This window comes from Phytoactinopolyspora halotolerans, assembly GCF_010550675.1.
GTDB classification, from domain to species: domain Bacteria; phylum Actinomycetota; class Actinomycetes; order Jiangellales; family Jiangellaceae; genus Phytoactinopolyspora; species Phytoactinopolyspora halotolerans.
Map to the genome: position 1 here is coordinate 244,226 of NZ_JAAGOA010000008.1, position 23,808 is coordinate 268,033.

At 68.9% G+C, this 23,808-nt stretch carries 20 protein-coding genes; 9 read left to right on the forward strand and 11 right to left on the reverse strand.

All coding sequences use genetic code 11. The features are described 5' to 3' along the window. Positions 1-84 precede the first annotated feature (84 nt). Entirely contained in the window at positions 85-3,093 is a 3,009-nt protein-coding gene (locus G1H10_RS13855; protein WP_163738494.1) for an AfsR/SARP family transcriptional regulator, read from the reverse strand. Between the two features lie 298 nt (positions 3,094-3,391). Here G1H10_RS13855 and G1H10_RS13860 point away from each other — a divergent pair, with 298 nt between their 5' ends. Then, complete coding sequence (locus G1H10_RS13860) at positions 3,392-4,015, forward strand: LysE family translocator (protein WP_163738497.1); 624 nt, start codon at positions 3,392-3,394, stop codon at positions 4,013-4,015. Positions 4,016-4,112: 97 nt separating this feature from the next. On the opposite strand, the gene G1H10_RS13865 is transcribed toward G1H10_RS13860, so the two are convergent. Genes G1H10_RS13865 through G1H10_RS13880 form a run of 4 tightly spaced genes read right to left on the reverse strand, consistent with a single transcriptional unit; the run spans position 4,113 to position 9,038 of the window. Then, on the reverse strand, positions 4,113-5,483 hold the full coding sequence (locus tag G1H10_RS13865) for a Gfo/Idh/MocA family protein (RefSeq protein ID WP_163738500.1): 1,371 nt from the start codon (positions 5,481-5,483) through the stop codon (positions 4,113-4,115). Positions 5,484-5,485: 2 nt separating this feature from the next. Beyond that, positions 5,486-6,352, reverse strand: coding sequence for a carbohydrate ABC transporter permease (locus tag G1H10_RS13870; RefSeq protein ID WP_163738504.1), 867 nt, complete (start codon positions 6,350-6,352; stop codon positions 5,486-5,488). Then, entirely contained in the window at positions 6,352-7,449 is a 1,098-nt protein-coding gene (locus G1H10_RS13875; protein ID WP_163738507.1) for a carbohydrate ABC transporter permease, read from the reverse strand. Before G1H10_RS13875 ends, G1H10_RS13870 begins: the two co-directional genes overlap by 1 nt. A gap of 29 nt (positions 7,450-7,478) precedes the next feature. Next, positions 7,479-9,038 carry an ABC transporter substrate-binding protein gene (locus tag G1H10_RS13880; protein ID WP_163738510.1) on the reverse strand — a complete coding sequence of 520 codons (1,560 nt, stop codon included), beginning with the start codon at positions 9,036-9,038 and terminating at the stop codon, positions 7,479-7,481. A 125-nt stretch (positions 9,039-9,163) separates the two neighbouring features. Here G1H10_RS13880 and G1H10_RS13885 point away from each other — a divergent pair, with 125 nt between their 5' ends. Further along, positions 9,164-10,174: an Lrp/AsnC family transcriptional regulator gene (locus G1H10_RS13885; RefSeq protein ID WP_163738513.1), complete on the forward strand. Its 1,011-nt coding sequence runs from the start codon at positions 9,164-9,166 to the stop codon at positions 10,172-10,174. Positions 10,175-10,281: 107 nt separating this feature from the next. On the opposite strand, the gene G1H10_RS13890 is transcribed toward G1H10_RS13885, so the two are convergent. The 6 genes from G1H10_RS13890 to G1H10_RS13915 form a co-directional block, all read right to left on the reverse strand. Further along, a complete protein-coding gene (locus G1H10_RS13890) occupies positions 10,282-11,286 on the reverse strand; it encodes an ABC transporter substrate-binding protein (RefSeq protein WP_216853247.1) in 1,005 nt (334 codons plus the stop codon). Positions 11,287-11,342: 56 nt separating this feature from the next. Further along, positions 11,343-12,986, reverse strand: coding sequence for a thiamine pyrophosphate-binding protein (locus G1H10_RS13895; RefSeq protein WP_163738516.1), 1,644 nt, complete (start codon positions 12,984-12,986; stop codon positions 11,343-11,345). Positions 12,987-12,999: 13 nt separating this feature from the next. Next, positions 13,000-14,280 carry an NAD(P)/FAD-dependent oxidoreductase gene (locus tag G1H10_RS13900; protein ID WP_163738519.1) on the reverse strand — a complete coding sequence of 427 codons (1,281 nt, stop codon included), beginning with the start codon at positions 14,278-14,280 and terminating at the stop codon, positions 13,000-13,002. Then, entirely contained in the window at positions 14,277-14,600 is a 324-nt protein-coding gene (locus G1H10_RS13905) for a 2Fe-2S iron-sulfur cluster-binding protein (RefSeq protein ID WP_163738522.1), read from the reverse strand. Before G1H10_RS13905 ends, G1H10_RS13900 begins: the two co-directional genes overlap by 4 nt. A 14-nt stretch (positions 14,601-14,614) precedes the next feature. Further along, entirely contained in the window at positions 14,615-15,808 is a 1,194-nt protein-coding gene (locus tag G1H10_RS13910) for a cytochrome P450 (protein WP_163738525.1), read from the reverse strand. 194 nt (positions 15,809-16,002) lie between these two features. Then, positions 16,003-16,824 carry an IclR family transcriptional regulator gene (locus G1H10_RS13915; protein ID WP_163738526.1) on the reverse strand — a complete coding sequence of 274 codons (822 nt, stop codon included), beginning with the start codon at positions 16,822-16,824 and terminating at the stop codon, positions 16,003-16,005. 384 nt (positions 16,825-17,208) lie between these two features. On the opposite strand from G1H10_RS13915, the gene G1H10_RS13920 reads away from it, so the two are divergent. From G1H10_RS13920 to G1H10_RS13950, 7 genes are all read left to right on the forward strand, one after another. Next, positions 17,209-18,195: an ABC transporter substrate-binding protein gene (locus G1H10_RS13920; RefSeq protein WP_163738529.1), complete on the forward strand. Its 987-nt coding sequence runs from the start codon at positions 17,209-17,211 to the stop codon at positions 18,193-18,195. Beyond that, positions 18,192-19,037, forward strand: coding sequence for an ABC transporter permease (locus G1H10_RS13925; protein WP_163738532.1), 846 nt, complete (start codon positions 18,192-18,194; stop codon positions 19,035-19,037). The genes G1H10_RS13920 and G1H10_RS13925 overlap by 4 nt, the downstream gene beginning before the upstream one ends. Continuing rightward, positions 19,034-19,834: an ABC transporter permease gene (locus tag G1H10_RS13930; RefSeq protein ID WP_163738535.1), complete on the forward strand. Its 801-nt coding sequence runs from the start codon at positions 19,034-19,036 to the stop codon at positions 19,832-19,834. The genes G1H10_RS13925 and G1H10_RS13930 overlap by 4 nt, the downstream gene beginning before the upstream one ends. A 71-nt stretch (positions 19,835-19,905) precedes the next feature. After that, complete coding sequence (locus tag G1H10_RS13935) at positions 19,906-20,703, forward strand: ABC transporter ATP-binding protein (protein ID WP_163738606.1); 798 nt, start codon at positions 19,906-19,908, stop codon at positions 20,701-20,703. Positions 20,704-20,714: 11 nt separating this feature from the next. Then, positions 20,715-22,175: an aldehyde dehydrogenase family protein gene (locus tag G1H10_RS13940; RefSeq protein WP_163738537.1), complete on the forward strand. Its 1,461-nt coding sequence runs from the start codon at positions 20,715-20,717 to the stop codon at positions 22,173-22,175. Between the two features lie 88 nt (positions 22,176-22,263). Next, on the forward strand, positions 22,264-23,580 hold the full coding sequence (locus G1H10_RS13945; RefSeq protein WP_163738540.1) for an MFS transporter: 1,317 nt from the start codon (positions 22,264-22,266) through the stop codon (positions 23,578-23,580). A 46-nt stretch (positions 23,581-23,626) separates the two neighbouring features. Further along, on the forward strand, positions 23,627-23,808 hold a 182-nt coding region (locus tag G1H10_RS13950; RefSeq protein ID WP_163738542.1), incomplete at its 3' end, for a transposase.

Here is a 23,808-nt window from a genome sequence, read left to right on the forward strand (position 1 = left end):
TCAAGGGCGGCCCAGCGGCCCCCCAAATGTCCGCGAACCGTGGTCGCTGTCCGCACGACACGTTCATCGTGCCCGGCGCCGCTTTCATCCCACTTTGTTGGTGCTTTCGGCGAGTTTGAGCCGCAGATCCTCTGCCTCCGGAGCTTGCAGACTCCGGAAGATGTCGTACGCCTGTCGCCAGTGCTCGGCCGCGTCCTCAAGGTCGCCGCGGCGCGCGCAGATCTCCCCGAGTCCGGCCCGGGCACGTGCCTCCTCGTGCCTGATCCCTACATCGCCGGCGACCGCCAGCGCCTCCCGGTGAGCACGCTCGCCCTCGGCGACCTCACCCGCGGCCACGTGGACCTCCGCCAGGCCGTTCAGCGCCCGCGCCTCCAGATCGTGATCCCCGGTGGTCCGGGCGGATACCAACGCCTCCTGGTGATGTCGCGCAGCCTGAATGACGTCGCCGAGCTGCAGATACACCGCGCCGAGATGGTCCAGCACGTAGGCACGCACGTTGTGGATGCCGCTGTCCCGCGAGAGCGTCAGCACCCGGTGGGCGTACTCGATCGCCTCCTGCAAACGTCCGGCGTCCCGGCAGACCTTGACCAGGTTGACCAGGGCATGCGCCTGCCCGGGCCGGTTGCCGCTCTCCTCGGCGATGGTGAGCGCCTGTTCCAAACACTCGAACGCCTCCGCCCGGCGGCCCTGTCGGCGGTAATTGAAGGCGAGATTGCACAGCGGCTTGACCTCGAGCGGACGGCAACCGGCGGCCCGGAACAGCTCCAGTGAGCGCTGCAGGTGTTCCACCGCCTCGTCGACCCGGCCGACGATGTGTTCGACGCCTGCCAGGTCATTGAGGATTCCGGCCTGAAGTTTGGTGTTGCCCAGCTCGGTATGGAGCGCGAGCGCCCGCTCCAGGTACTCGGTGGCTTCGTCGTAGCGGTCCATCCGGTGGCTGACCAGCCCGACGGCGCGCAACGCGATCCCCTCGCCGGTACGATCGTTCCGCCGACGGGCCTCCTCCAGCGCGGTCGTGTGCAGCCGTCGCGAATCGTCGAGGAAGGAGCCCAGGTCGAGGAACCGCCACAAGATCGCCGAGATATCCGTGGCGTATTCGCCCAGCCCCATCTCGACTGCCCGGTCGGCGAGGGTCACCAGATTGGGCCGTTCCGTTTCGAGCCAGCGCACGGCGGATTCGTAACTGTCCAGGTTCGGTGCCGTCGCCACGCTGGGCGCGAACCCGGGACGGATCTCCGCCTCCTGCGGGGCGAAGATCTCCATCGCCCGCCATGCGGTGTAGACGTAGTAGTCGAACAGCCGAGCCAACGCGGACCGTCGTTCCTCTTCCCCCTCGGTGGTCACAGCCAACTCGGCCGCGTACACCCGGAGCAGGTCGTGCAGCCGGTACCGGCCGTCCGTCGTCTCGTCCACCAGGTGGGCACGCGCGAGCGTCGCAATCGACTGCTGAGCCGCATGGATACTCGGGTGTCCCATGAGAGCGGTCAGCGCGTAGAGATCGATGTCGTGTCCGGGGTGCAGGCCGCAGGACCTGAACATCAGCGCCGCATCGTCGTCCAGCTGGCGGTAGGACCACGAGAACACCGCCCGCATCGACGTCTGCTCGTCACCGCCCGCGTCGAGCAGGTCGAGCCGGGGTTCGGCCTGCTCGAGCTCGGCGACGAGGTCCGCCGCCCGGGTACCGGGCCGCTCCCGGATACGTTCCGCGGCGATACGCAACGCCAGTGGCAACCGGGCACAATGCTCGATCAATCGGGTGGTCGTGGCCGCGTCCACATCACGCGCCCGGCCCATCAAGCCGTCGACGAGGCCCTGTGCCTCACCGACGGTCATCCGGTCCAGGCCCACCCGGTGTGCGCCTTCCCGCACCACCAGGCCGCTCAACGCGTCTCTGCTGGTCACCACGACGAAGCACGACGAGGCGCCGGGAAGCAGCGGGCGCACGTGTTCCACGGTCGCGGCATTGTCCAGGACGATCAGCACGCGGCGCTGATCGAGCAACGACCGCAACCGCGCCGCGCGCTCGTCCACATCCTGCGGAATCGCCGCGCCCTCGACCCCGAAAGCACGCAGAAAGCCGGCCAGCACGTCGAACGACGGGATCGGCTGGCCCGGGCCGTACCCACGAAGGTCCACGTAGAGCTGACCGTCGGGAAACCGATCCTTGATCTCGTGCGCCCACCGCACGGCCAGCGCGGTCTTGCCGACGCCGGCCGTTCCTGCGATGACCGCGATCCGAGCGCCATCGTTGTCCTGCAGCAGCCGGTCCAACTCCGCCAGCTCGGCATCTCGGCCGACGAAGCCGGAGACATTGTGCGGGAGTTGGGCGGGGACCGTCCGCGGCGGTACCCGTACCGCCTCGCCGATCGGCTCGCCCGCCAGAATCTGTCGCTCCAGAGCATGCAGTTCGGGGCCAGGTTCCAGACCGAGCTCCTCGACGAGCATCTCCCGGGCCGTGCGGTACACGGCAAGCGCGTCGGCCTGCCGCCCGCCCTTGTAGAGCGCCGTCATCAGCAGTGCCTGCAGCCGCTCCCGCAACGGGTGCTGCCTGGCCAGTTCAGTGAGTTTGCCGACGGCAGACGCGTGCCGGCCACAGGCGATCTCGGCGGCGTAGAGCTCTTCCATCGCCACCATGCGCAATTCCTGAAGCCGATCCGCCTCGCCGGTGAGTTCATGGAAGTCGACGCCTTGGTACGGCGTGCCCCGCCACATATCCAGCGCCTTACGGATCAACGACGTGCACCGTTCCGGCTCCGCCGTCGCGACCTCGATCGCCTCGGTGACCAGCGACTCGAACCGCTCCGCATCCAGCTCACCCGGGAGCACCGTCAACCGGTAGCCGCCCGGATCGAACACGACTCGCTCCGGCTCCCCCAGCGTCTGCCGCAAGCGGTGCACATGCAGTTGCAGCCTCTGCAGCGCGCGATCGTCGGGCTCTCCGCCCCACAACGCGTTGGACAGGAGGTCGATCGAGGCCGGGCGGTTCGCGTGCAGCAGCAGCATGCTGACGAGCACACGCTGCATCTGCCCGCTCAACGCCGCCTCCTGGCCGTCGCGGAGAATCCGCACCGGACCGAGGACCTCGAACTCCATATCAACACCAGACTCGTCGAACTAGGGACAGCACAGATCTACGCGGACCACGGCCGGTTCGCTCACCGGTCCTCGCTCCACCGGCGACCTGGGTGATCGATCGGCAGCCGCGCGTTCTCACCATCGTTCACCCGAAGCCATGGTAAGTGCCGGATATGGGAACGATCATCCGTTAGCGCACAATGCCACGACGTCCGCTCGTGCGGCCCGACGACGTCTTCGCAGGCCACGCGCGCCGCATAGCGCCCGGAAAGCGCGCCGAAAGTGCTGGACAATGCCGATCGGCCAGATTGATACGGTGCCGACCACCGACAGATGGCTCGTCTTCCTCGGCTCCGCGATCGTCTTCGCGGTGACTCCGGGGCCGGCGATGCTCTACGTGCTCGCCCGAAGTCTGCACGGCGGACTGCGGGACGGCGTGTTGTCGGCGGTGGGCAACAGCGTGGGGACCATGATCCATGTACTGGCTGCGGCCGTCGGTCTCGCTACACTGCTCGCTGCGTCGCCGGTGCTCTTCGCCGCCGTGAAGTTCCTCGGCGCCGGCTATCTCGCCGTGCTGGGCATCCTCGCCATCCGCAACCGGCGGCAGGGCCATCACTCCGATGCATCCGCCGGCGCGACCACTACGCGTTCGCCGGTGCTGCAGGGGGTGGTCGTCGAGACGCTCAACCCCAAGACGGCGCTGTACTTCATGGCCCTGTTGCCGCATTTCGTCGCTTCCGGGTCGGCTTCCCCCGCGGCGGCGTTCTGCCTGCTGGGTCTGATCGTCGTGGCGATCGCCCTCACCACCGACGTCGTCGTCGCATGTGCCGCCAGCCGCCTGCACGAGCGGCTGGCCGCCGACGCGCGGTGGCAGGTGTGTCAACGGACCGGCAGCGGCGTCGTGATGATCGGCCTGGGCACGTTCGTCGCCGTCACCTGACCGCCGCGGAGCACACGCGAGGCTGTCGCGGATACTCCGCCGTACGACGTCACGGACACTCCGCCGTACGACGTCACGGACACTCCGCCGTACGACGTCACGGATGCTCCACCGTGCCGCGCGTGCGCGACCGCTCCGCGGCGAACGCTACCCAGTGGCTCTCCAGACTCTCCTCCAACGAGGTCGGCGCGGCTTCGAACTCCTCGCCGTCCCGCCACCGCCGGACCCGCTGGGTGAAGTCAGCCATGAGGCCAGCGTCCCCGCCGCCATGGCCGGCGAACGCCTCGGAGACCTCCTCGACGTCGCTGCCCGCCTGCGGATCCACCTGGAGTGTGCCGGTGGCCGGCGACGACGCCAGACCGGCCACGTTCGGCGGCGTGTCCACAAACGAGATCGTCTCGATCCGTCCGGTGCGCGCGTCGCCGTTGATCTGCCCGTGGCTCCCCATCAGGGTGATGGTCCGCGTGTTGTGCTGAGTGAACGCGGAGACGACGACGGACGCCGTCACGCCGTTGGCGAACCGCAGCGCGGTGGTCTGGTGGTCCACGACGTCGTTGTCCATCCGGTAGACGCAGCGCCCGTAGTCGGTCGTCTCCAGCGCCCGGCGACGCCCCTCCGGCGAGGTGTCGTTGGTGATAGCGGTGACCGGCGGCCCGTCGATGGAGGCGAGTTGCTCGATGTAGAACCGCTCGGCGTTGTACGGACAGGTGTCCGCCACCGCGCAGCCGTCGATGCACCGTTCAGTCGAGCCGGCCGGGGCGTGCTCGCGGCGGAAATGCCGACGCTCGCCGAACGAGGCGACCGACACGCACGGTTCGCCCACCAGCCAGCGCAGCATGTCCAGATCGTGGCAGGCCTTGGCGAGCAGCATCGGGCTGGAGTCTTCGGTGCGATGCCAATTGCCGCGCACGTAGCTGTGCGCGAAGTGCCAGTAGGCGATGTTCTCCAGGTGCTGAATGCCCTGCAGCTCGCCGATGCGGCCCTCGTCGAGGACGCGGCGGAGCGCGGCGTAGAACGGGGCATAACGCATGACGTGGGAGACGGTGATGGCTCCCGGCCGCGCCTTGGCGGCCTCCGCCAGCCGTTCCAGATCCTCCGGGGTGGGCGCGACCGGCTTCTCCAGCAGGACGTAGTAGCCGAGTTCCAGCGCACGGATGGTCGGATCGACGTGCTCCCGGTCCGGGGTGGCCACCACCACGGCATCCCATGGTCCCGGTTCGGCGAGCGCGGCCGTCCAGTCGGTGAATCGGCGCGACTCCGGTATGCCGTGCGCCTCGCCCACCCGGGTGCGCCGCTCGACGTCGGGATCCGCGATGGCGACGACGCGCGCCTGGTCCGGATGCTCGAGGCACCATCCCGCGTAGGCGTGCCCGCCCCGGCCACCGGCGCCGAGCACGAGCAGCCGGATGGGGGCACCCTTCGGTTGGCCGGCCGCGGTAGCGTCCCCGGCCGAGCTGGAATTCGACATGATTATCCTTTCTCTGCGCCTGCGGTCAGCCCTTCGACCAGCAGCCGTTCAGCAACGAAGAACAGCGCGATGACCGGCAGCGTCAGCAACACCGACCCCGCCATCAGCACCGTCTCCGAGACGCTGATGTCGTCGAGCTGCGCCAGCCCGAGCGACACGGTCCAGTTGTCCCGCCGTTCCAGCAGGAACAGCAGCGCGAACAGGTACTCGTTCCAGGCGATCATGAACACGTACAGCGACGTGGCCGCGATCGACGGCATCGCCAGCGGCAGCACGATCCGGGTGATCACCTGGCCGCGGTTGCAGCCGTCCACCATGGCGGCGTCTTCAAGCCCTTCCGGGATGGAGCGGAAGTAGTTCCGCAGCATGTAGACACAGACAGGCACGGTCGAGGCGAGGTAGATGATGACCAACGCCCCGAGCTCGCCGCGGAGCCCCATCCGTGAGAACAGCACGAAGAGCGGAATGGCCATCACGATGCCGGGGAACATGTACACCGCGAAGAACGACGTGTTGATCACGTTCTTCCCGGGAAAGCGCAGCCGGGTGGCCGCATAGGCGCCGAGGACGGAGAACAGGACCGTCAGCAGCACCGACCCGATCGCGACGATCAACGAGTTACGGAAGAAGGACAGCAGCCCGTAACCGCCCTCGCTGGGCGACGCGATGACCTTCCGGTACGCCTCCAGGTTCAGCTCTTCCAGCGACGGGATGAAGTCGAGCGGGTCGGACAGCACCGCCTGCAGCGGCCGGACCGACAGCAGGAGCATGTACAGCAGCGGCACGACGCAGATCACCACGATGAACGCCAGCCACAGCACCCGGCCCACACCCAGGACCCGGTTCTCCACCTGTTCTCGCGAGATCATCAGGCGTCACGCTCCTGTTTCAGCACGCCGTACCGGTAGTAGAAGGCGAACGCGGTCACCAGCACGATCGACATGAGCAGGCCCAGCGCGGCCGCACTACCGACGTCGTTGCGATTGATCAGGTAGTTGTAGACCTGTACCGCGACCACCTCGGTGCCCGCGGCGCCGCCGGTGAGCAGGTAGACGTCGTTGAAGTTCTGGAACGTCCAGATGAAGCGGAGCAGTACCAGCAGCGCGATCACGCCGGCCAGCTGCGGCATGATCACGTACCGGAATCGCTGCAGCGGCGTCGCACCGTCGACCCGCGCCGCCTCCTCCAGGTCCTTCGGCATTCCCTGCAGGCGAGCCAGGATGAACAGGAACGCCAGCGGGAACGTCTTCCAGGCCTCGAACGCGATCACCGAGAGCAGCGCCACCGGAAGGTCGAACCCGATGCCCAGCACCTCGAACCGGTGCGAACGCTCGGACAGGAAGCCGATCGGTTCGTCCCAGCCCAAGACGTCCACCCCGAAGACGTTGACCGGGCCGAACTGCGGGTTGAGCAGCGTCCGCCAGACCAGCGCGGCGGACACGACCGGGATGACGTAGGGAAACAGCACCGCAATGCGGATCAGCCCGCGCCCCGCGAACGTCCTGCGCAACGCCAGCGCCGTCAACAGCCCCATCCCCACCGAGAGCGCCGTGCCCGCGATGCTGTAGATCAGCGTGGTCCGCACCATGTCCCACAGCTGCGGGCTGCCCAGGACCACCCGGAAGTTCCGCAACGTCAGCGTGACGTCGAAGACGTTCTGCAGGTCGATCAGCCGCAGCCGCTGGAACGACATGAGGATCGTCCACAGGAACGGCAGCACCACTACCAGCAGCACGATCACCAAGGTGGGGCTGACCAGGCCGAGCCCCAGCCGTGCCTCGCGCGCTCTCAGCCCGAGCGGCCTCCGCCGGCCGCCACGCTTCCTCCCCCGGCGAGGCGCCGGCTCCGCACCCGCGCCCGGCCGCTCGCCGGCCGGCTGGCCGGGCGTCCGCTCCTCGGCCCGGGCCTGCGGCGAATCGTCCTGTTCAGCGGGGGCGTCGTGCAGACCGGGCGGCCGCTCGGACATGTCTTCGTGTCCGCTCCGCCGCATGTGCGTCAACCGAGCTCCGATGCGACCTGCTCAGCGTGCTGGGCCATCTGAGCCGCCGCTTCCTCCGGGGTGATCGATCCGTCCAGGGCCTCGCGAAGGATGTTGCTCAGCTGCAGTTCGCCCCGCAACGCCGTGACCAGCTCACCCTGCCCCTGGGCGATGCCCCAGCTCTCGAAGCCGGTGGCGGCGTCGGCGATGGTCTGCACCGCCTCGTCACCGTAGAGCTCGCCGACGGTCACCGTGTTGCCGCCGGAGCCGACGGCCAGTTCCGTCCAGCCGTCCACGTACGTGGTGTCGCCGGCTTCGGTGCCGGTCCGCATCGGGAACCGTCCCTCCGGGGAGATCGACAGGAAACCCATGTAGCCGTCGTTCAACAGGTAGCGGATCAGCTCCTTCGACGGCTCGACGTCGGCGGTCGAGGTGATGCCGAGGTTGACGGTGATGCCGTACTGGGTGGGCTCGTCACCGGACGGTCCGAGGAACAGCGGCACCATGTCCGTGCGGTCCACCAGCCACCGCTCGTCGTCGGCGCACTCGTCGCACGTCAGCGGGGTATCGGGGAACAGTCCGGCGAGTTCGTCCAACAGGTGCGGCGACCACGAGACCATCGCTGTCTGCCCGGCAAGGTAGTTCGCCCGGGTGGTGTCGACGTCTCCGGCGCCGGCCGGCGCGTATTCCGCGAGATCCATGTAGAACTGGATCGCCTCCACGCACTGCGGACTCTCCAGGGTGATCTCACCGCTGTCGTCGACCAGCTGGCAGTCGTTGGCCAGCGCCATGTGCTCGAACACCTGCGTGGTGAAGCCGTCGCCGCCGGCGGTGCCGAGCGCGAACCCGATCGTCCCGTCTCCGTGCAGAGCATCGGCCGCGGTCAAGGCCTGCTCGTACGTCTCGGGCGGCTCCAGTCCGGCCTCGTCGAACAGGTCGGTCCGGTAGAAGATCATCTGGCCCCATCCGTCGGAGGGAACCGTTGCGTACTCGCCGTCCGGCCTGTCGACGCGGACCAGGTCGAGGGCGCCCTCGCTGAAGGTGTCAGTGCCGAGTTCCTCGATCATCTCGCTGGCTGCGGCCGGATCGAGGATGCCTTCCTGTACCCAGCCGGCGGCCAGCTCGACGCCGTGTACCACCACGTCCGGGAGGTCGCCGGCGGCGGCCGACGAGACCATCGCCTGGGTCAGGTCCGGAGCGCCGACGCCGACAAGCTCGACTTCGATCCCGGTCTGCTCGGTGAAGTCCTCCAGCACCCCTTCCATCGTCGAGATCCGGTCCGCGGTGTCGTAGACGGTCCAGAGCGTGATGCTGCCGCCGCCGTCGCCGGTGCCGGCCGAGCCGTCACCTCCGTCCGAGCCGTCGTCGCCCGAACAGGCCGCCAGAACCAGCGCCGACGCGCCGACGACGCCGAGCACGCCCGGCAGGCCGAACGCTCGTCGACGCCTGCTGTGGCGCGGGCCGGCGAACCGCGGGTCGGATGGCCGCGGGCCGCCGAACCGCGAGGCGCCGCCGTCGACGGTGGACGCATCCGGCCTGTTGCCAGACCGAGGAGTTCGCACGGAGATCCAACGCATGATGTCCCCTTCGCTCGCCTGAGGCGCTCCAGAGAGCCGTGATTGGAGACAGGTTCGCGACGAGTGAGTCATGGTGTCAACGATTCGCACTAGAATGCAAGAAACTGTCGATCATAGTGGGCCATATGACGAATTCCGCCAAGCTGAACGAACTCGACCAGCTGGTGATCGGTGCCTTGCTCGCCCACCCACGGGCCACCCAGGCTCAGGTGGGTCACGCCATCAGCAGCTCCGAGGCCACGGTCTCGCGACGGATGTCACGGCTGTTCCAGTCGGGCATCGTCCGAGTCACGGGCGTTCTCGATGACGAGGCGAGCCATCGGGCGCGATCACTGTTCGTCCGGCTGCGCTGCAGCCCCGGCGCGGCACACGGGGCGGCCCGGCGGCTCGCACAGTGGAAGGAGACCGGATCGGTCAAGCTCCTCACCGGCAGCATCGATTGCGTCGCCGAGCTCAGCTACACGTCGAACGAACACCTGCTGCGGCTCATGATGGAGGAACTGCCGCGCCTGGACGGCGTGGTCGCCACGTCGAGCAACCAGGTCATCCGGCGGTTCTCCACGCCGCACAGCTGGAACCCGGGGCTACTGCCGGAACAGGCGGTGGAAGCGCTGCACGCCGAACGGCTCGATCATTGGAGCGAGCACCCGTATCCGCGCGAGACGCCGCCGCTGTCCGCCCTGGACGAGCAGCTCGTCGAACTTCTGGTGGCCGATGGCCGGCAGGGCTGGCAGGAGCTGGCCAGACGTTGCCAGGTGACACCCAGCACCGCGCGCCGACGAGTCGAATCGCTGATGTCCCGCGGACTGCTTCGGATGCGGACGGTGATCGAGCCGGAGTACATCGGGTTGCCGGTGAACGCGTTCATCTGGCTCAGCATCAACCCCACGCAGCTCGGCGCCGCCGGCGCGGTCCTCGCCGACCACCGCGACGTGCTGATGATCGCGGCCACCACCGGGGACCGGAACCTCTGTGGCGAGATCGCCTTGGCCAGCGACGCCGCTCTCTACGACTTCCTGTCCGGCACGGTCGGCACATTGCCGGGCCTGCTCCACGCCGACGTCGCCGTCGGCCTACGCACCATCAAACGCGCCGCCATGATCCTCCCCCACGACACCACCACAGCACCCACCTAAATGATCATGTGAAGTGGGTTTTCTCGTGCACCCCCATGCCTGCAGACCTGGTACGGCACGAGAGAACCCACTTCACATGATCATTTCGGGCTGGCGAGGCCGATGGGTCAGTCGGAGATGATGATCTGTGCGACGTCGGTCGGCCCGCTGGTGATGCCGTCACTCTCCATGAGGTCGGCCAGCTTCTGCAGCTGCTCCACGTTGGGCTCGGCGTCCCACACCGGCATCGCGACCGCCTCGACCACCTCCACCGGAACCTCGGTGTAGGTCGGTACCTTCTCGACCAGGAGCTCACGGTTGTCCTGGACCTCATCGACCGCCGCCGCCAGCGCGCGCCGGAACGCCTGGATGACCTCGGGGTTCTCGTCCGCGAACTGCTCGGTGGTCACCCAGCCCGCGACCGGCATGTCCGCAACCGGACCGCTGAACAACTCCACCAGCACTCGGTGACCGGCCTCAAGCGCACCGGCCTGGAACGGCTCCACCTGCCAGATCGCATCGACGTCGCCACGGTCGAGCGCCGCCTGCATATCCGGATAGGCAAGCTCGACGAACTCGACCGCGTCCGGGTCGCCCCCGGCGTCGGTGACGAGCGCATTGACCGCCACGGTACCGATGTTCTCGAGGTTGTTCACGGCCACGCGGCCGCCCTCGAGATCAGCCGCACTCTGGAACGTGGAATCCTCGCGCACCATGATGGCGTGATCCGCGGCGCCGACGTCGTTGCCCGCAATGATCCGCAGCGGGAGGCCCTGCTCCACAGCGAGGATGATCGAGGCGAAGTTCCCGTACGTGATGTCGTACTCGCCGGCGACCAACGACGGAATGGCTTGAGCCCCGCCCGCGGTCTGCTCCAGCGTGATGTCGAGCCCTTCGTCGGCGAAGATGCCCGCCTCCTCGGCATGCACCGCCGTCACGGTGTGAACCAGCGGAAAGTATCCGACGGTGAGCTCCTCTACTCCGTCAGGTCCGCCGGTTCCGGCGCCGGCCGGGTCACCGGGCGAACCAGCGTCAGGGTCACCGTCCGAGCCGCCGCATCCGGCCAGAACCATCACCGCAGCCGAGGCGGCTGCCAGTACCAGGAATCCCTGGTTGCGCTTGTTCAGAAACATCGTCGTTCCCTCCAACATCGTGGTTCGCTACGTCGTGGTGAAAATGGCCGCCCGGGTCACTCGTCGGCGAACGTGTGCGCCAGCACCCAGGACGGGAATGAGGCGATCTTGGCGTCGATCACCAACGGTGCCCGCCTGGACGCGGCCAGCCAGCGATCGAGACCGGCGAGATCGTCCACGGACCGCACGGTCAGCGCGGAGCAGCCGAAGCCGGCGGCGATGGCCGCGATGTCGGTGCTCGGAAACCGGACGATATCCACGGGCTCCCCGTCCGGGGCGAAGTGGTGCACTTCCGCCCCGTAGGCGTCGTCGTTGTAGACCAGAACGACCAGCGGGAGCTCCAGCCGTACCGCCGTATCCAGTTCGGTGAGACTCATCATGAAACCGCCGTCGCCGACACCGACGACGGTCAGCCGGTCCGGGCGGGCCAGCGCCGTGCCGATGCCGGCGGGCAGCGCCAGTCCTATCGACTGGAACGCCAGCGGCAGGCAGTATCCGTCGGCATCCGGGACGTCGAGGAACATCGCCGGATAACCATTGAAATTGCCGCCATCGGTCACGACGATCCGCTCGCTCGGGAGTCGCCGGTCCACGTCAATCGTGAATGTGCGTGGGTCGATCCGGCCCGGCTCGTCTACGTCCCGGTACGGCACGACACGCCAGTCACACCCAGCGTCGATAACCTCCTTGGTCTGTGCGTTGCGCCATCCTGACGGGGCCGCCCCTCGGGCGACGAGCCGGTCGGCGACGGCCTCCGCGACCTCCGCCGTGTCACCGACGACGCCGACATCGACGGGTCGGTGGAACCCGATCGCGTCCACGTCCAGGTCGATCTGAACCACGCGGGCGGAGGCCCCGATCAGGGTGCCGTTGCGGGTGGTCCACCGGTTGAGTCCGGCGCCGAACGCGACGATGACGTCCGCGCTCTGCGTCAGCTCAGCGGCCGCGGGGGTGGCGAATCCCCCCATGACATCCAGGTACCAGGGGTTCGACGCGAACAACCCGCGAGCGACGGCGGATGTGGCGAGCAGCGCGCCACAGGTGTCGGCGAGTCGCTCCATCGCGCCGGCCGCATGGCGTGCTCCTCGTCCGCCGAGCAGCAGCGGGCGCTCGGCCGCCGCCAGCATGTCCGCCACCCGACGGACGGCGTCGGGCGACGGCCCGGGTGGTATGACCTCCGTCGCCGGCGGAATGTCCGCCACGGACCAGGAACACTCCGCATCCTGGATGTCCAGCGGCAGGTTCAGCACCACGGTGCGCCGGCCGAGCGCCGCCCGGTGGTATGCGCGAGCGGCGTCGTCCACCGCCGTCCGCGCGGAATGCACTGTCGCTACCTCGACTCCGAGGCCGTCGACAACAGCTGCCTGGTCGATCCAGAAGTTCGATGTGCGCTGCGACGGCGGAGTGTCGCCGACGACGACGAGAACCGGCGTGTGGCTCTTCGCCGATTCTGTGACCGCGGTGAGCGCGTTCGTCAGCCCACATCCCTGATGCAGGGAGACCACGGACACCCGACCGGTCACGCGGCTGAAGGCGTCCGCCATCATTGCGGCGCCGTTCTCGTGCCGGGCTGCGACGAACCGGCAACCTCCCACCACCAGGGCGTTCGTCACGTAGAAGTTGCCGCTTCCCACCACGCCGAAGACGTGGTCAGCGCCGAGCGCAGCCAGAGTACGCCCCACGGCTTCCGCTACTCGCATACCTTCCCCTTCCTCAGACCGCGTGTCTCGGTGCGGAGTTCTGGCTCGCCCGATCACCTGTGTGGGAGGGCCGCGGCCGGTATGCCTTGAGGTCGACGGCCGGATCAGCAGCGATCTCCGGCGTCACGTCGTGCTCCCCGGCCAGCAGGCCCCGGGCCACCATGTGATCGGCCGGCCGGTCGACCGACTCCACACCGACCAGGCGTCCACCGGCGAAGCAGAAGACTGAGAACGCGCCGTCGGCGACGCTGCCGCGCGTCACCGCCATGTCGTGCCCCTGCACCAGACCGGCGATCTGCAACCGCAGGCCGTGCTGGACCGTCCAGAACCATGGCACGGCCGCATACACGCCGCCCGCTCCGACGATCCCATCGGCGACGTATCGGGCCTGGTCGACCGCGTTCTGCACCGACTCCAGGCGAACGCGCCATCCGTCGGCGAACGGCGACGGGAAACGCGCGCAGTCCCCGATGGCGCTGATGGCCGGATCGGCTGTGCGCAGTCGCTCGTCGACGAGGATGCCGTCGTCGACCGGCAGTCCGGCCGCCTCGGCCAGCGCGGTCCGCGGCGATACCCCGGCTCCCACAAGCAACAGACGGCACCGGAGTTCGGCGCCCGAGGCGGTGCGCACGGCGGCCAGCCGGCCCTGCGGATCAGGCACGGCGCTCACGACGGCGTCGCCGAACCGGAAGTCGGTTCCGTGACGGCGGTGCTGGTCCACGACGTGGTCGGCGGTGAATCGAGTGACGACGCGGCCCATCGCCCGCTCGAGCCGTTCGACGACGGTGACGCGGTTGCCCAGTCGGCAAGCGACCGCGGCCGCTTCGAGGCCGACGAACCCGGCACCGGACACGACCACATCGCACGGCGTGCGCAGCACCGCGCGGATCGCGCGTGCGTCGTTGCGGGTTCGGAGCATGTGGACACCGGCCAGCGTCGCGCCGGGGAAGTCCAGCCGGCGTGGCTCGGCGCCGGTCGCCAGGACCAGATGCCGGTAGCTCAGGCACCTGCCGTCGGACAGCTCGACGCTGCGCCGGGCACGGTCGATTGCCGTGACCGCCACGCCCGTGCGCACGTCGACGCCACGATCCAGCCAGAACGTCGCCGGCCGCAGCTGCAGGCTCTCCTCGGCCAAGTCGCCGGCAAGGTACTCCTTCGACAGCGGCGGCCGCTCGTACGGGAGGTGCTCCTCGTCGCCGATCAGGGTGATCGGCCCGCTGTACCCGCGCTGCCGCAGGCTGATGGCGAGCTGCGCGGCGGCTTGGCCCGCACCTGCGACGACGACGCCCGTCATTCCTGCGCCTCCGGCAGCCGCACCACCAGCCCGTCGAGGCCCTCGGTGATGCGAAGCTGGCACGAGAGCCGGCTGGTCGCCCGTCGTTCGGCGACCGTGCATTCGAGCATCTCGTCCTCGACCGCGGTCATCTCAGGTAGCGACGCCGCATGCTCGGCCGGCACGTAGACGTGGCAGGTGGCGCACATCGCATTTCCGCCGCATTCGGCGACGATCCCGTCGATTCCGGTACCGACCGCTCCCCGCATGACGCTGGTTCCGATCGGCACATCGACCACGTGAAGGTCGCCGTCGGCCGAGACGTAGGTGATCTTCGGCATTCCGTTCGTCCTCCTCAGACCCAGGCCACGGAGAGCGGCAGCGAGTCCAGGCCGCGCAGCGTGTTCGACAGCTGCCGCTTCGGCGGACCGGCAAGCTCGATCGCTTCGGCCCGTCTGGCCAGCTCGGTGAGGACGATCTCGCCTTCCAGACGGGCCAGCATCTGCCCGACGCAGGCATGCACACCGAACCCGAATCCGACGTGGCCGGATGCCTTCCGGGTGATGTCGTACGTGTCCGCCGCCTCCCAGCGGCGCGGGTCACGGTTCGCGGCGGCAAGGAAGAGCAATACCTTCTCTCCCGCGGGGATCGTGGCACCGGCCACGTCGACGTCGCGGGTGGTGGTGCGGAAGAAGGTCTGGACCGGCGACTCGTACCTGATCGTCTCCTCGAACGCCTTGCGCGCCTGCGTGGGATCGGCACGGAGAACCCGGAACTGATCCGGGTTCTCGGCCAGGCAGAGCAAGGCGTTGCCGATTCCGTGCACGGTGGTGTCGACGCCCGCCGAGAGGAACGATCTGACCAGTAGCGCGGCGTCGGCGGCGGTGTAGCCCTCCGCGGCGGCGGTCCGGTGGATCTGTGCGCCGAGCCCGCCGTCGGCGAGATTCTCGCGGCGGCAGTGCGCGGCGATCCAATCGCGAGCGTGTTCGGCCCGTGCCAACGCGTCGAGGAAGAGGCGGTTCCGGGGTCCGAACCCGTTGAACACCAGGCCGCCGTACGGCAACAGGTGTTCGCGGCCGTCAGGCGGGAGGCCGACGACGTCCGGAAATACCGTCAGCGGGAAGGCTTCGGCGATATCCCGGACCCCGTCGATCGCCGTGCGGCCGGCCAGGCGGTCGAAGAGCGCGCTCGCCTCGGCGGTGAAGGCCTCGCGCAGTCCGCGCACGGCGACCGGCGACAGGACCTGGGTGATCGTGTGCCGGGCCCGGGTGTGGTCGGGCGGATCTGCCTCAAGCAGCAGGCTCGGCGGCCGCCAGGGCTTCTCCTTGTGGAAGTCGGAGAGACCGACGCCGCGCGCGGAGCAGAAGGTCTGCGGATCGTTCAGCGCCGCCTCGACTTGCTCATGCCTGGCCATTCCCCACACCCGGTACCGCTCCAGCCACACCACGGCGCCGAGGTCGCGGAGTTCGCGATGGGCAGGGTAAGGATCGGCGAGCACCGTCTCGTCGAAGGGATCGATCTGGCTGACCGGCACGGTAGTCGTGTGCATCCGAACCTCCTCAAACTGGGCAGGTCAGGTCGGCCACCAGAGGTGAAGAAGGGATGTCAGGCCAGAGCGGGAACGCCGCGACCTACGTGGCCGAGCCAGGATGGTCTCCGGTTGTGCACCACCGGGTGATGCCCACGACTGTCGCCCACAGCCCTCGACGAGAACACCGGGGTTCTCATTGAATGAGAAACGTGTTACACCGCTGCGGTCGGCTCGCGGCGGCCACGCGGCTGCGGATCGACGGCACCGCGCGGCTGTGGATCGGCGGTCGCCCCCAGCGCTCGGGAGATGCCTCGCGACGCGGTGAGAAGCGCGGGCACCACGTTCATCGGCTGGGTACCGCGTACCGGGACAACAGCTCCGATAGCCGCGACCACCTCGCCGCACGCGTCGCGCACCGGCACGGCGATCCCCATCGCGTCGGCATGGATGTACCCGGGGCAGACGACATACCCCTGCTGCTTGATGCCCGCGATGATGCGACGGACGTTGCGCGGCTGAACAGGGGTGTCAGGGGTGTACCTGCGCAGCGGACCGGCGAGGACCTCGGTCTGGAGTTCGGCGGACGCATGAGCAAGCAGGACGAGGCCGGCAGAGGAGGCATGCACGGGAAGACGGCCACCGATCTGCGTCACGTTGATGACCGCGTTGCGCGCCGACAGGCGCTCGATGAACAGCACCTCCCGACCTTCTAGGACACCGAGCTGCACGTGTTCCTTCACCGCTGCGTGCAGATCTTCCAGAACCGGCATAGCCGCCTCACGTAGGCCGCGGGCCACCTGGGCCCGGGCCGCGATCTCCCACAGCCGGACCCCGACACGAAAGCGGCCGTCCACAGCACGTTCGAGCAGGCCAAGCTCTGCAAGCTCGCACGTGAGCCGGTACGCCGTCGCCACCGGCAGGCATGCTCGGCGTGCGATCTCCGACGCGGTCAACGCCGGCTTGTCGAGCTCGAAGGCATCGAAGACGCGCAGCGCCCGCCCCAGCACGGAATCTCCGGATGACGAGTTCGCCACGCCGCCTCCTTAGCTCGTTGCCGGGACAGACCAGGCGGCACATCCCGGCGTCGACGCAGCCGACGACAGCCGCACGACACGCGAACCTGAGAGTCCGAACGCTAACGGCCACTATTCACCGCAGTCAACACATCTCCCCACCACCCCTAAATGATCATGTGAAGTAGGTTCTCTCGTGCACCCCCATGCCTGCAGACCTATTGCGGCGCGAGAAACCTACTTCACATGATCATTTAGGGCGCGGGTGGGTTAGGTGTGTCTTGACGGAGGCAGCAGGGCACCCTATGTTCATCTAGAGAACGTTCGTTCGTATGGCGAATCCTTTGTGGACGCTAGCCGAACGTCTGCGTCACCTCGTTGCCCGCGGACAAGGGAGTACGCCAGATGCAACGCACGCTGACCGCTGCGGCCGTCGCCGCGTCGCTGATGCTCGCCGCCTGCGGAGGAGATGACGACTCCGCAGACGCGCCTACCGACTCCGACGGCGCGGGCAATGCGGAATCCGGTGAGCTCACCCCGGTCAACGTCGGGGTGATACCGATCGTCGACGTCGCACCGATCTACCTCGGCATAGAACAAGGATTCTTCGCCGAACACGGGCTTGACGTGACGCCCGTGAGCGCCCAGGGCGGCGCCGCCATCGTGCCCGGCGTCACCAGCGGCGAGTTCCAGTTCGGGTTCAGCAACGTCACGTCGTTGCTGATCGCGGCAGCCCAGGGCTTGGAACTACAGATGGTGGCGCCGGGTAACTCCAGCACCGGAGAGCCGGGCGAGGACTTCGCCGCCATCGTCACACAGCCCGATTCCGGCATCTCCTCCGCAGCTGACCTCGAAGGACGGACGGTCGCCGCCAACACGCTGAACAACATCGTCGACAGCACCACCCGCGAGGTGGTCCGGCTCGACGGCGGCGACCCGTCGGCCGTGGAATTCGTCGAGATCGCCTTCCCGGATATGCCGGCGGCGCTCGCGAACGGCCAGGTGGACGCCGCGTTCGTCCTGGAGCCTTTCCTCTCCATGACGCTCCAGGACGGCGCGGTCCCGGTCGCGTCACCGTATGCCGAGACCGATCCGGACTTGATGATCGCCGCCTACTTCACGTCGGCGCAGTACGCCGCCGAAGAGCCGGAGACGGTGGACGCGTTCGTCTCAGCGATGCAAGAGTCGCTCGCATACGCCGAGGAGAACCCAGAGGAGGCCCGCGAGATGCTCGGTACCTACACCGAGATCGACGCCGAGCTCCGCGAGATGCTGGTGTTGCCCCGGTTCGAGCCGGAGATCAACCAGGACACCGTCCAGTTGCTCGCCGATCTGGCGGAGGGCGACGGACTGCTCGACCAGCCCGTCGACGTGTCGGAGCTGATCCGGTGACGACCGCGCCCGACGTGCGTGCGCCGCTTCCGCCGGCGCCGGCGGCGGCGGTGCCGGCACGACGTCGGCGCAGCAGCGACAACCTCGTCCTGGGGCTGGGCGGCGTCGCCACGTTCGCCGCGTTGCTGGAGGTGATCCCACGGACGGGACTGGTCGATGACCGCTACCTGCCCCCGCTGAGCTCGATGCTCTCCGCACTTGCCGACCGCGTCCAGACGCCCGAGTTCTGGGAAGCGCTCCGGCAGACGCTGACGACCTGGGGCTTCGGTCTGGGCATCGCGCTCGTCGTCGGCGTCGTGCTGGGCGTGGTCATCGGCAGCGTCGAGATCCTGCGCGCGGCCACCGCCACCACCATCGAATTCCTCCGCCCGATCCCGTCGGTCGCGCTGATCCCGCTCGCCGTGCTGCTGTACGGCACCAGCATGCAGTCCACGCTGCTGCTGGTCGTGTACGCGTCGTTCTGGCAGGTGCTGGTCCAGGTGCTCTACGGCGTCCGCGACGTCGACCCGGTGGCCCGGGAGACCGCGCGCTCGTACCGCTTCTCCAGGCTGTCCCAGATCCGCACGGTGACCTGGCCGACCACGCTCCCGTACGCGATGACCGGGCTGCGGCTCGCCGCCGCCGTGGCGCTGATCCTGACCATCACCGGGGAGCTCATCATCGGCACACCGGGGCTCGGCAACCTGATCGCGGTCGCCCAGACGTCCGGCGCCGTCGATTCGATGTACGCTCTCGTCCTGGTCACCGGCGCGCTCGGGGTACTGGTCAACATCCTGGCCAGGCGGTTGGAGCGCCGAGTCCTGCGCTGGCATCCGTCGGTACGGAGGGAGAGCGCATCATGAGTGTTCGCCACGCTCTGCGCACCGTCGTCCTGGCGCTCACGCTGCCGGTGGTTCTCGTCGCCGCCTGGTGGTTCGCCACGGCGGACAGCACCAGCTTCTACTTCCCGCCGCTGGCGGAGATCGTCGAGACGTTCCAGCCGACGTGGCTGGAGGACCCGGTCGCCAGCAGCCGGATCGTCACCGAGGCACTGCCCAGCCTCGGCCGGCTCACCGTCGGATACCTGCTGGCCCTGGTGGCCGGGGTGGCGCTCGGGGTCGCCATCGGTTCGTCCGCCAAGCTGCGGGCCTTCACCGAGCCGGTGCTGGAGTTCTTCCGCGCCGTCCCGCCACCCGTGCTCATCCCGATCCTGATGCTCTTCGCCGGGATCGGCACCCAGATGAAGATCCTGGTGATCATGTGGGGCTGCATCTGGCCCATCCTGTTGAACACCGTCGAGGGTGTGCGCGGCCTCGACGAGGTCCTCCGTGACACCGCGCGGTGTTACCGGATGCGGCGCACGTCCATGCTGTTTCACATGATCATCCGCGGCGCCAGCCCGCAGATCGTCACCGGAGCGCGGCAGGCGCTCTCGATCGCGATCATCCTGATGGTGATCAGCGAGATGTTCGCCGCTAACAACGGCCTCGGGTTCACCATCGTGCAGTTCCAGCGCAGCTTCGCCATCCCCGAGATGTGGAGCGGCATCATCCTGCTCGGTCTGCTCGGGGTCGCGTTGTCGCTGATCTTCCGTGCCGTCGAGTGGCCGGTGCTGGCCTGGTACCGGGGGTATCGCCAGGCGCAACGAGGAGGTAACTGATGACCGTACCCACCAGCCACCGGTCTCTCGGCCGGGCCGCCGGTGACGACGACGGCACCACGCGCTCGACCATGCTCGACGTCCAAGGGTTGCAGAAGACGTACTACGGCTCCGGCCAGGCGGTCGAAGCCATCCGGGATCTGACCTTCACCGTCGACGCCGGCGAGCTGGTCTGCGTCGTCGGACCGTCCGGCGCCGGGAAGACCACGCTGCTGCGCTGCGTCGCCGGGCTGCTCCCCCCGACCGCCGGCGAAGTGGTCCTGGAGGACACCGTCATCTCGGAGCCCCCTGCCGGGATGGCGGTGGTCTTCCAGGAGTACGGACGCAGCCTGTTCCCGTGGATGACCGTGGCGCAGAACGTCGAACGGCCGCTCAAGGAGAAGCGGCTGCCCAAGGCGCGCCGGCGCGAGCTGGTCGGCGAGGCGCTCGAGGCGGTGGGCCTGGCCGACGTGCCGACCTCCTACCCGTGGCAGCTCTCGGGCGGCATGCAGCAACGCGTCGCGATCGCCCGGGCGATCGCGTACGAGCCACACATCCTGCTCATGGACGAGCCGTTCGCCGCCGTCGACGCGCAGACCCGGGCCGACCTGGAGGACCTGGTCCGTGCGCTGTGGCAACGCCTCGGAGTCACCGTCCTCTTCGTCACGCACGACATCGACGAGTCCGTGTACCTCGGTCAGCGGGTGCTGGTTCTCTCCGGCCGGCCGACGGAGATCCTGGCCAACGTCGACGTCGACCTGCCGGCCGACCGCGATCAGCTGACCACCCGCTCCGCGCCGGAGTTCACCCGGCTCCGCGGCGAGATCTACGAACTCGTCCAGCGCGCCAAGAGGGGGGAACGGCCCAGCCCCGCGGACCCATCGCACTGATTGGACGAGCTATGACGTTCCTCGACCCCGCCGCCTGGTCCGGCAAGGTCTTCAGCGACGGGTGGACGCCGGCACACGGCGGAACCCGGCCCGTCATCGAACCCGCCACCGGCGATCAGCTCGAGACGACGGGGCTGGCGGACGCCGACGACCTCGCACGCGCGACCCGGGCGGCCGCCGCGGCGCAGCATGAGTGGGCCGCCACCCCGCACCACGCCAGGGCCGCGGTGCTCCGGCGCGCCGGTGATCTGTGGGCTGAGCACGCCGAGGAGATCACCCAGTGGATCGTGCGGGAGTCGGGTTCGATCCCCGGCAAGGCGGGGTTCGAGCTGCACGTCGCGCAGCAGGAGTGTTACGAGGCTGCCACGCTGCCCGGCCGCCCGTGGGGCGAGCTGCTCGCCGGCGAGGAGCCGCGACTGTCGATGGCGCAGCGGTTGCCGGTCGGCGTCGTCGGCGTCATCGCGCCGTTCAACGCGCCGCTGATCCTGTCTATCCGTTCGGTGGCGCCCGCGCTCGCGCTCGGCAACGCCGTCGTCCTTAAGCCGGATCCGCGCACGGCGGTCTGCGGCGGCGTGGCGCTGGCGCGCGTGTTCGCCGAGGCCGGACTGCCCGACGGGCTGCTGCACGTGCTGCCCGGAGGCGCCGACGTGGGGCAGGCGCTGGTGTCCGATCCGCTCGTCCCGGTGATCTCCTTCACCGGCTCGACCGCCGCCGGACGGAAGGTCGGCGCACTCGCCGGCGAGCACCTCAAACGCGTCCACCTGGAGCTCGGCGGCAACTCCGCGATGGTGGTGATGGACGACGCCGACCTCGACCTCGCCGCCGCCTCCGCGGCGTGGGGGTCGTTCTTCCACCAGGGCCAGATCTGCATGACCACCGGCCGGCACATCGTCCACGAGTCCGTCTACGGCGAGTACGTCGATCGGCTGGCGACCAAGGCCGACGCCATGCCCGTCGGCAACCCGTACACCGACGACGTCGCCCTCGGCCCGATCATCGACGAGACCCAGCTGCGCAAGATCTCGGGTTTGGTCGACGACAGCGTGGCCGCCGGTGCTCGGCTGGCGGCCGGCGGCACCGCGGACCGCCTCTTCTACCGCCCGACGGTGCTGGCCGACGTCGACCGTTCCGCGCCGGCGTACGCTGAGGAGGTCTTCGGCCCGGTCGCGCCCGTCATCAGATTCTCCTCGCTGGACGAGGCGGCCGCGCTGGCGGCGGACACGCCGTACGGCCTCTCCCTCGGCATCCTCGCCGGGGATGCGATGCGCGCGTACGAGCTGGCGCAACGTATCCCGACCGGGATCGTGCACATCAACGATCAGACGGTCAACGACGAGGCCACCATCCCGTTCGGCGGCGTGGGGGCATCCGGCACCGGCGCCCGGTTCGGCGGCGCGGCCGCCAACGTCGAGGCGTTCACCGATACGCGGTGGGTGACGATGCGGAGCAGCATCTCGCCCAAGCCGTTCTGAGCGACACCGGCCGGGCCCGTGATGCGCGCGGTCCGGCCCGACACGGCCGAGCGGACGTCGGTGCGGCTAGGGTGATCTGCTGGTGCGGATGAACGACAGCGAGGCAGAGCCGGACAGATCCACTGGCACGCCCCACCCCGACCGGTCGACGACGGGCGGTGGGTTGCTGGTCGTGGCGGTGATTGTGGTCGGGCTCACCCTGCGTGGGCCGATCGTCGCCGTTGCGCCCGTGCTGGATGACATCCGCCGCGACCTCGAGGTGTCCTCGGCGTCCGCTGGATTGCTGACGTCGATGCCGGTGCTGTGCTTCGCCGCCGTCTCCCCGCTCGCGGCTCTGTTCGCCCGCCGGGTCGGGGCGAACATCGCGATCGCCGTGAGCCTGGTGGTGCTGGCCGTCGGCATCGCCGGCCGGCCGTGGGCGGGCTTCGGGCTGATGCTGGCCGGCACCATACTGATCGGCGCGGCTATCGCGGTGGGCAACGTGCTGCTGCCGGTGATCATCCGGCGGGACTTCGCCGCACGGGCCGGTCCGGTGCTGTCGGCGTCGACCACGTCGCTCATTGTCAGCGCGACCATTCCCGCGCTGTTGGTGGCCCCGCTGGCCGGGTGGATCGGGTGGCGGCCGGCGCTTGCGGTCTGGGCGGCGCTCGCCGTCGGGGCGCTGCTGCTCTGGCTGGCGGCTACGGGCCGGCGGTCGTGGACACACGCCGACGACGACGTCGATCCACGTGGCCAGGCGCGCACGGCGGCACCGGGTGTGGACCGCACCGCATCCGGCCAACCGGTGCGCACCGCCCTCCGGACGCCGGACGCGCCGACGCAGACCTGGCGCGTGCTGGCGGCCTGGGAACTCGGCATCTACTTCGGCCTGCAATCGTTCCTGTTCTACGCGACGACGGCGTGGCTGCCCGCGATGCTCCGCGACGAGGGCGTCTCCGCCGAGGCCGCCGGCACGGCGCTCTCCCTCTTCCAGCTGCTCGGGATAGCGGGCACCCTCGCCGTACCGCTGCTGATCCGGCGTCAACCGGCCAGGTATGTCACTGCTGTCATCCTGGCCGCCATGTGGATCGTATTCCTTGCAGGCGTGCTGCTGGCGCCGGAGGCCTGGGCGCTGTGGTGCGTGGTCGGGGGTGTCGGACAGGGCGGTGGCCTGGCGATCGCGCTGAGCCTGATCACCCTCCGCTCGGACAGCAGCGAGGCGGCACGGGCGGTCTCCGCGATGGTGCAGACGGTCGCCTACTGCCTGGCCGCCGCGGGCCCGGTGCTCGTGGGCTCCCTGTCGGCGGCGTCGTCGGGATGGACCGTGCCGTTCTCGCTGCTGATCGCCGTCTCCGCCGCGTGGGGGCTGCTCGGCTTCCGGGCCGCGTCATCCCACCCGATCGGCCTGCGGGATCGCAGCGACTAGGGCGTGTCTCCCAATTCTTTCGTTTGGTGTGGTTGATCATGGATGAGTGCTCAGAACTGGTGTGATTTCGGATGAGTTGTGGGAGTTGATCGAGCCGGAGCTGCCATCCCACGTGGGTCGGCGCGGGCGTCGGTGGCGTGATCATCGGCTGGTGCTGGAAGCGATCGCGTGGCGGTTTCGGACCGGGTCGCCGTGGCGTGATCTGCCCGAGGAGTTCGGCTCGTGGAA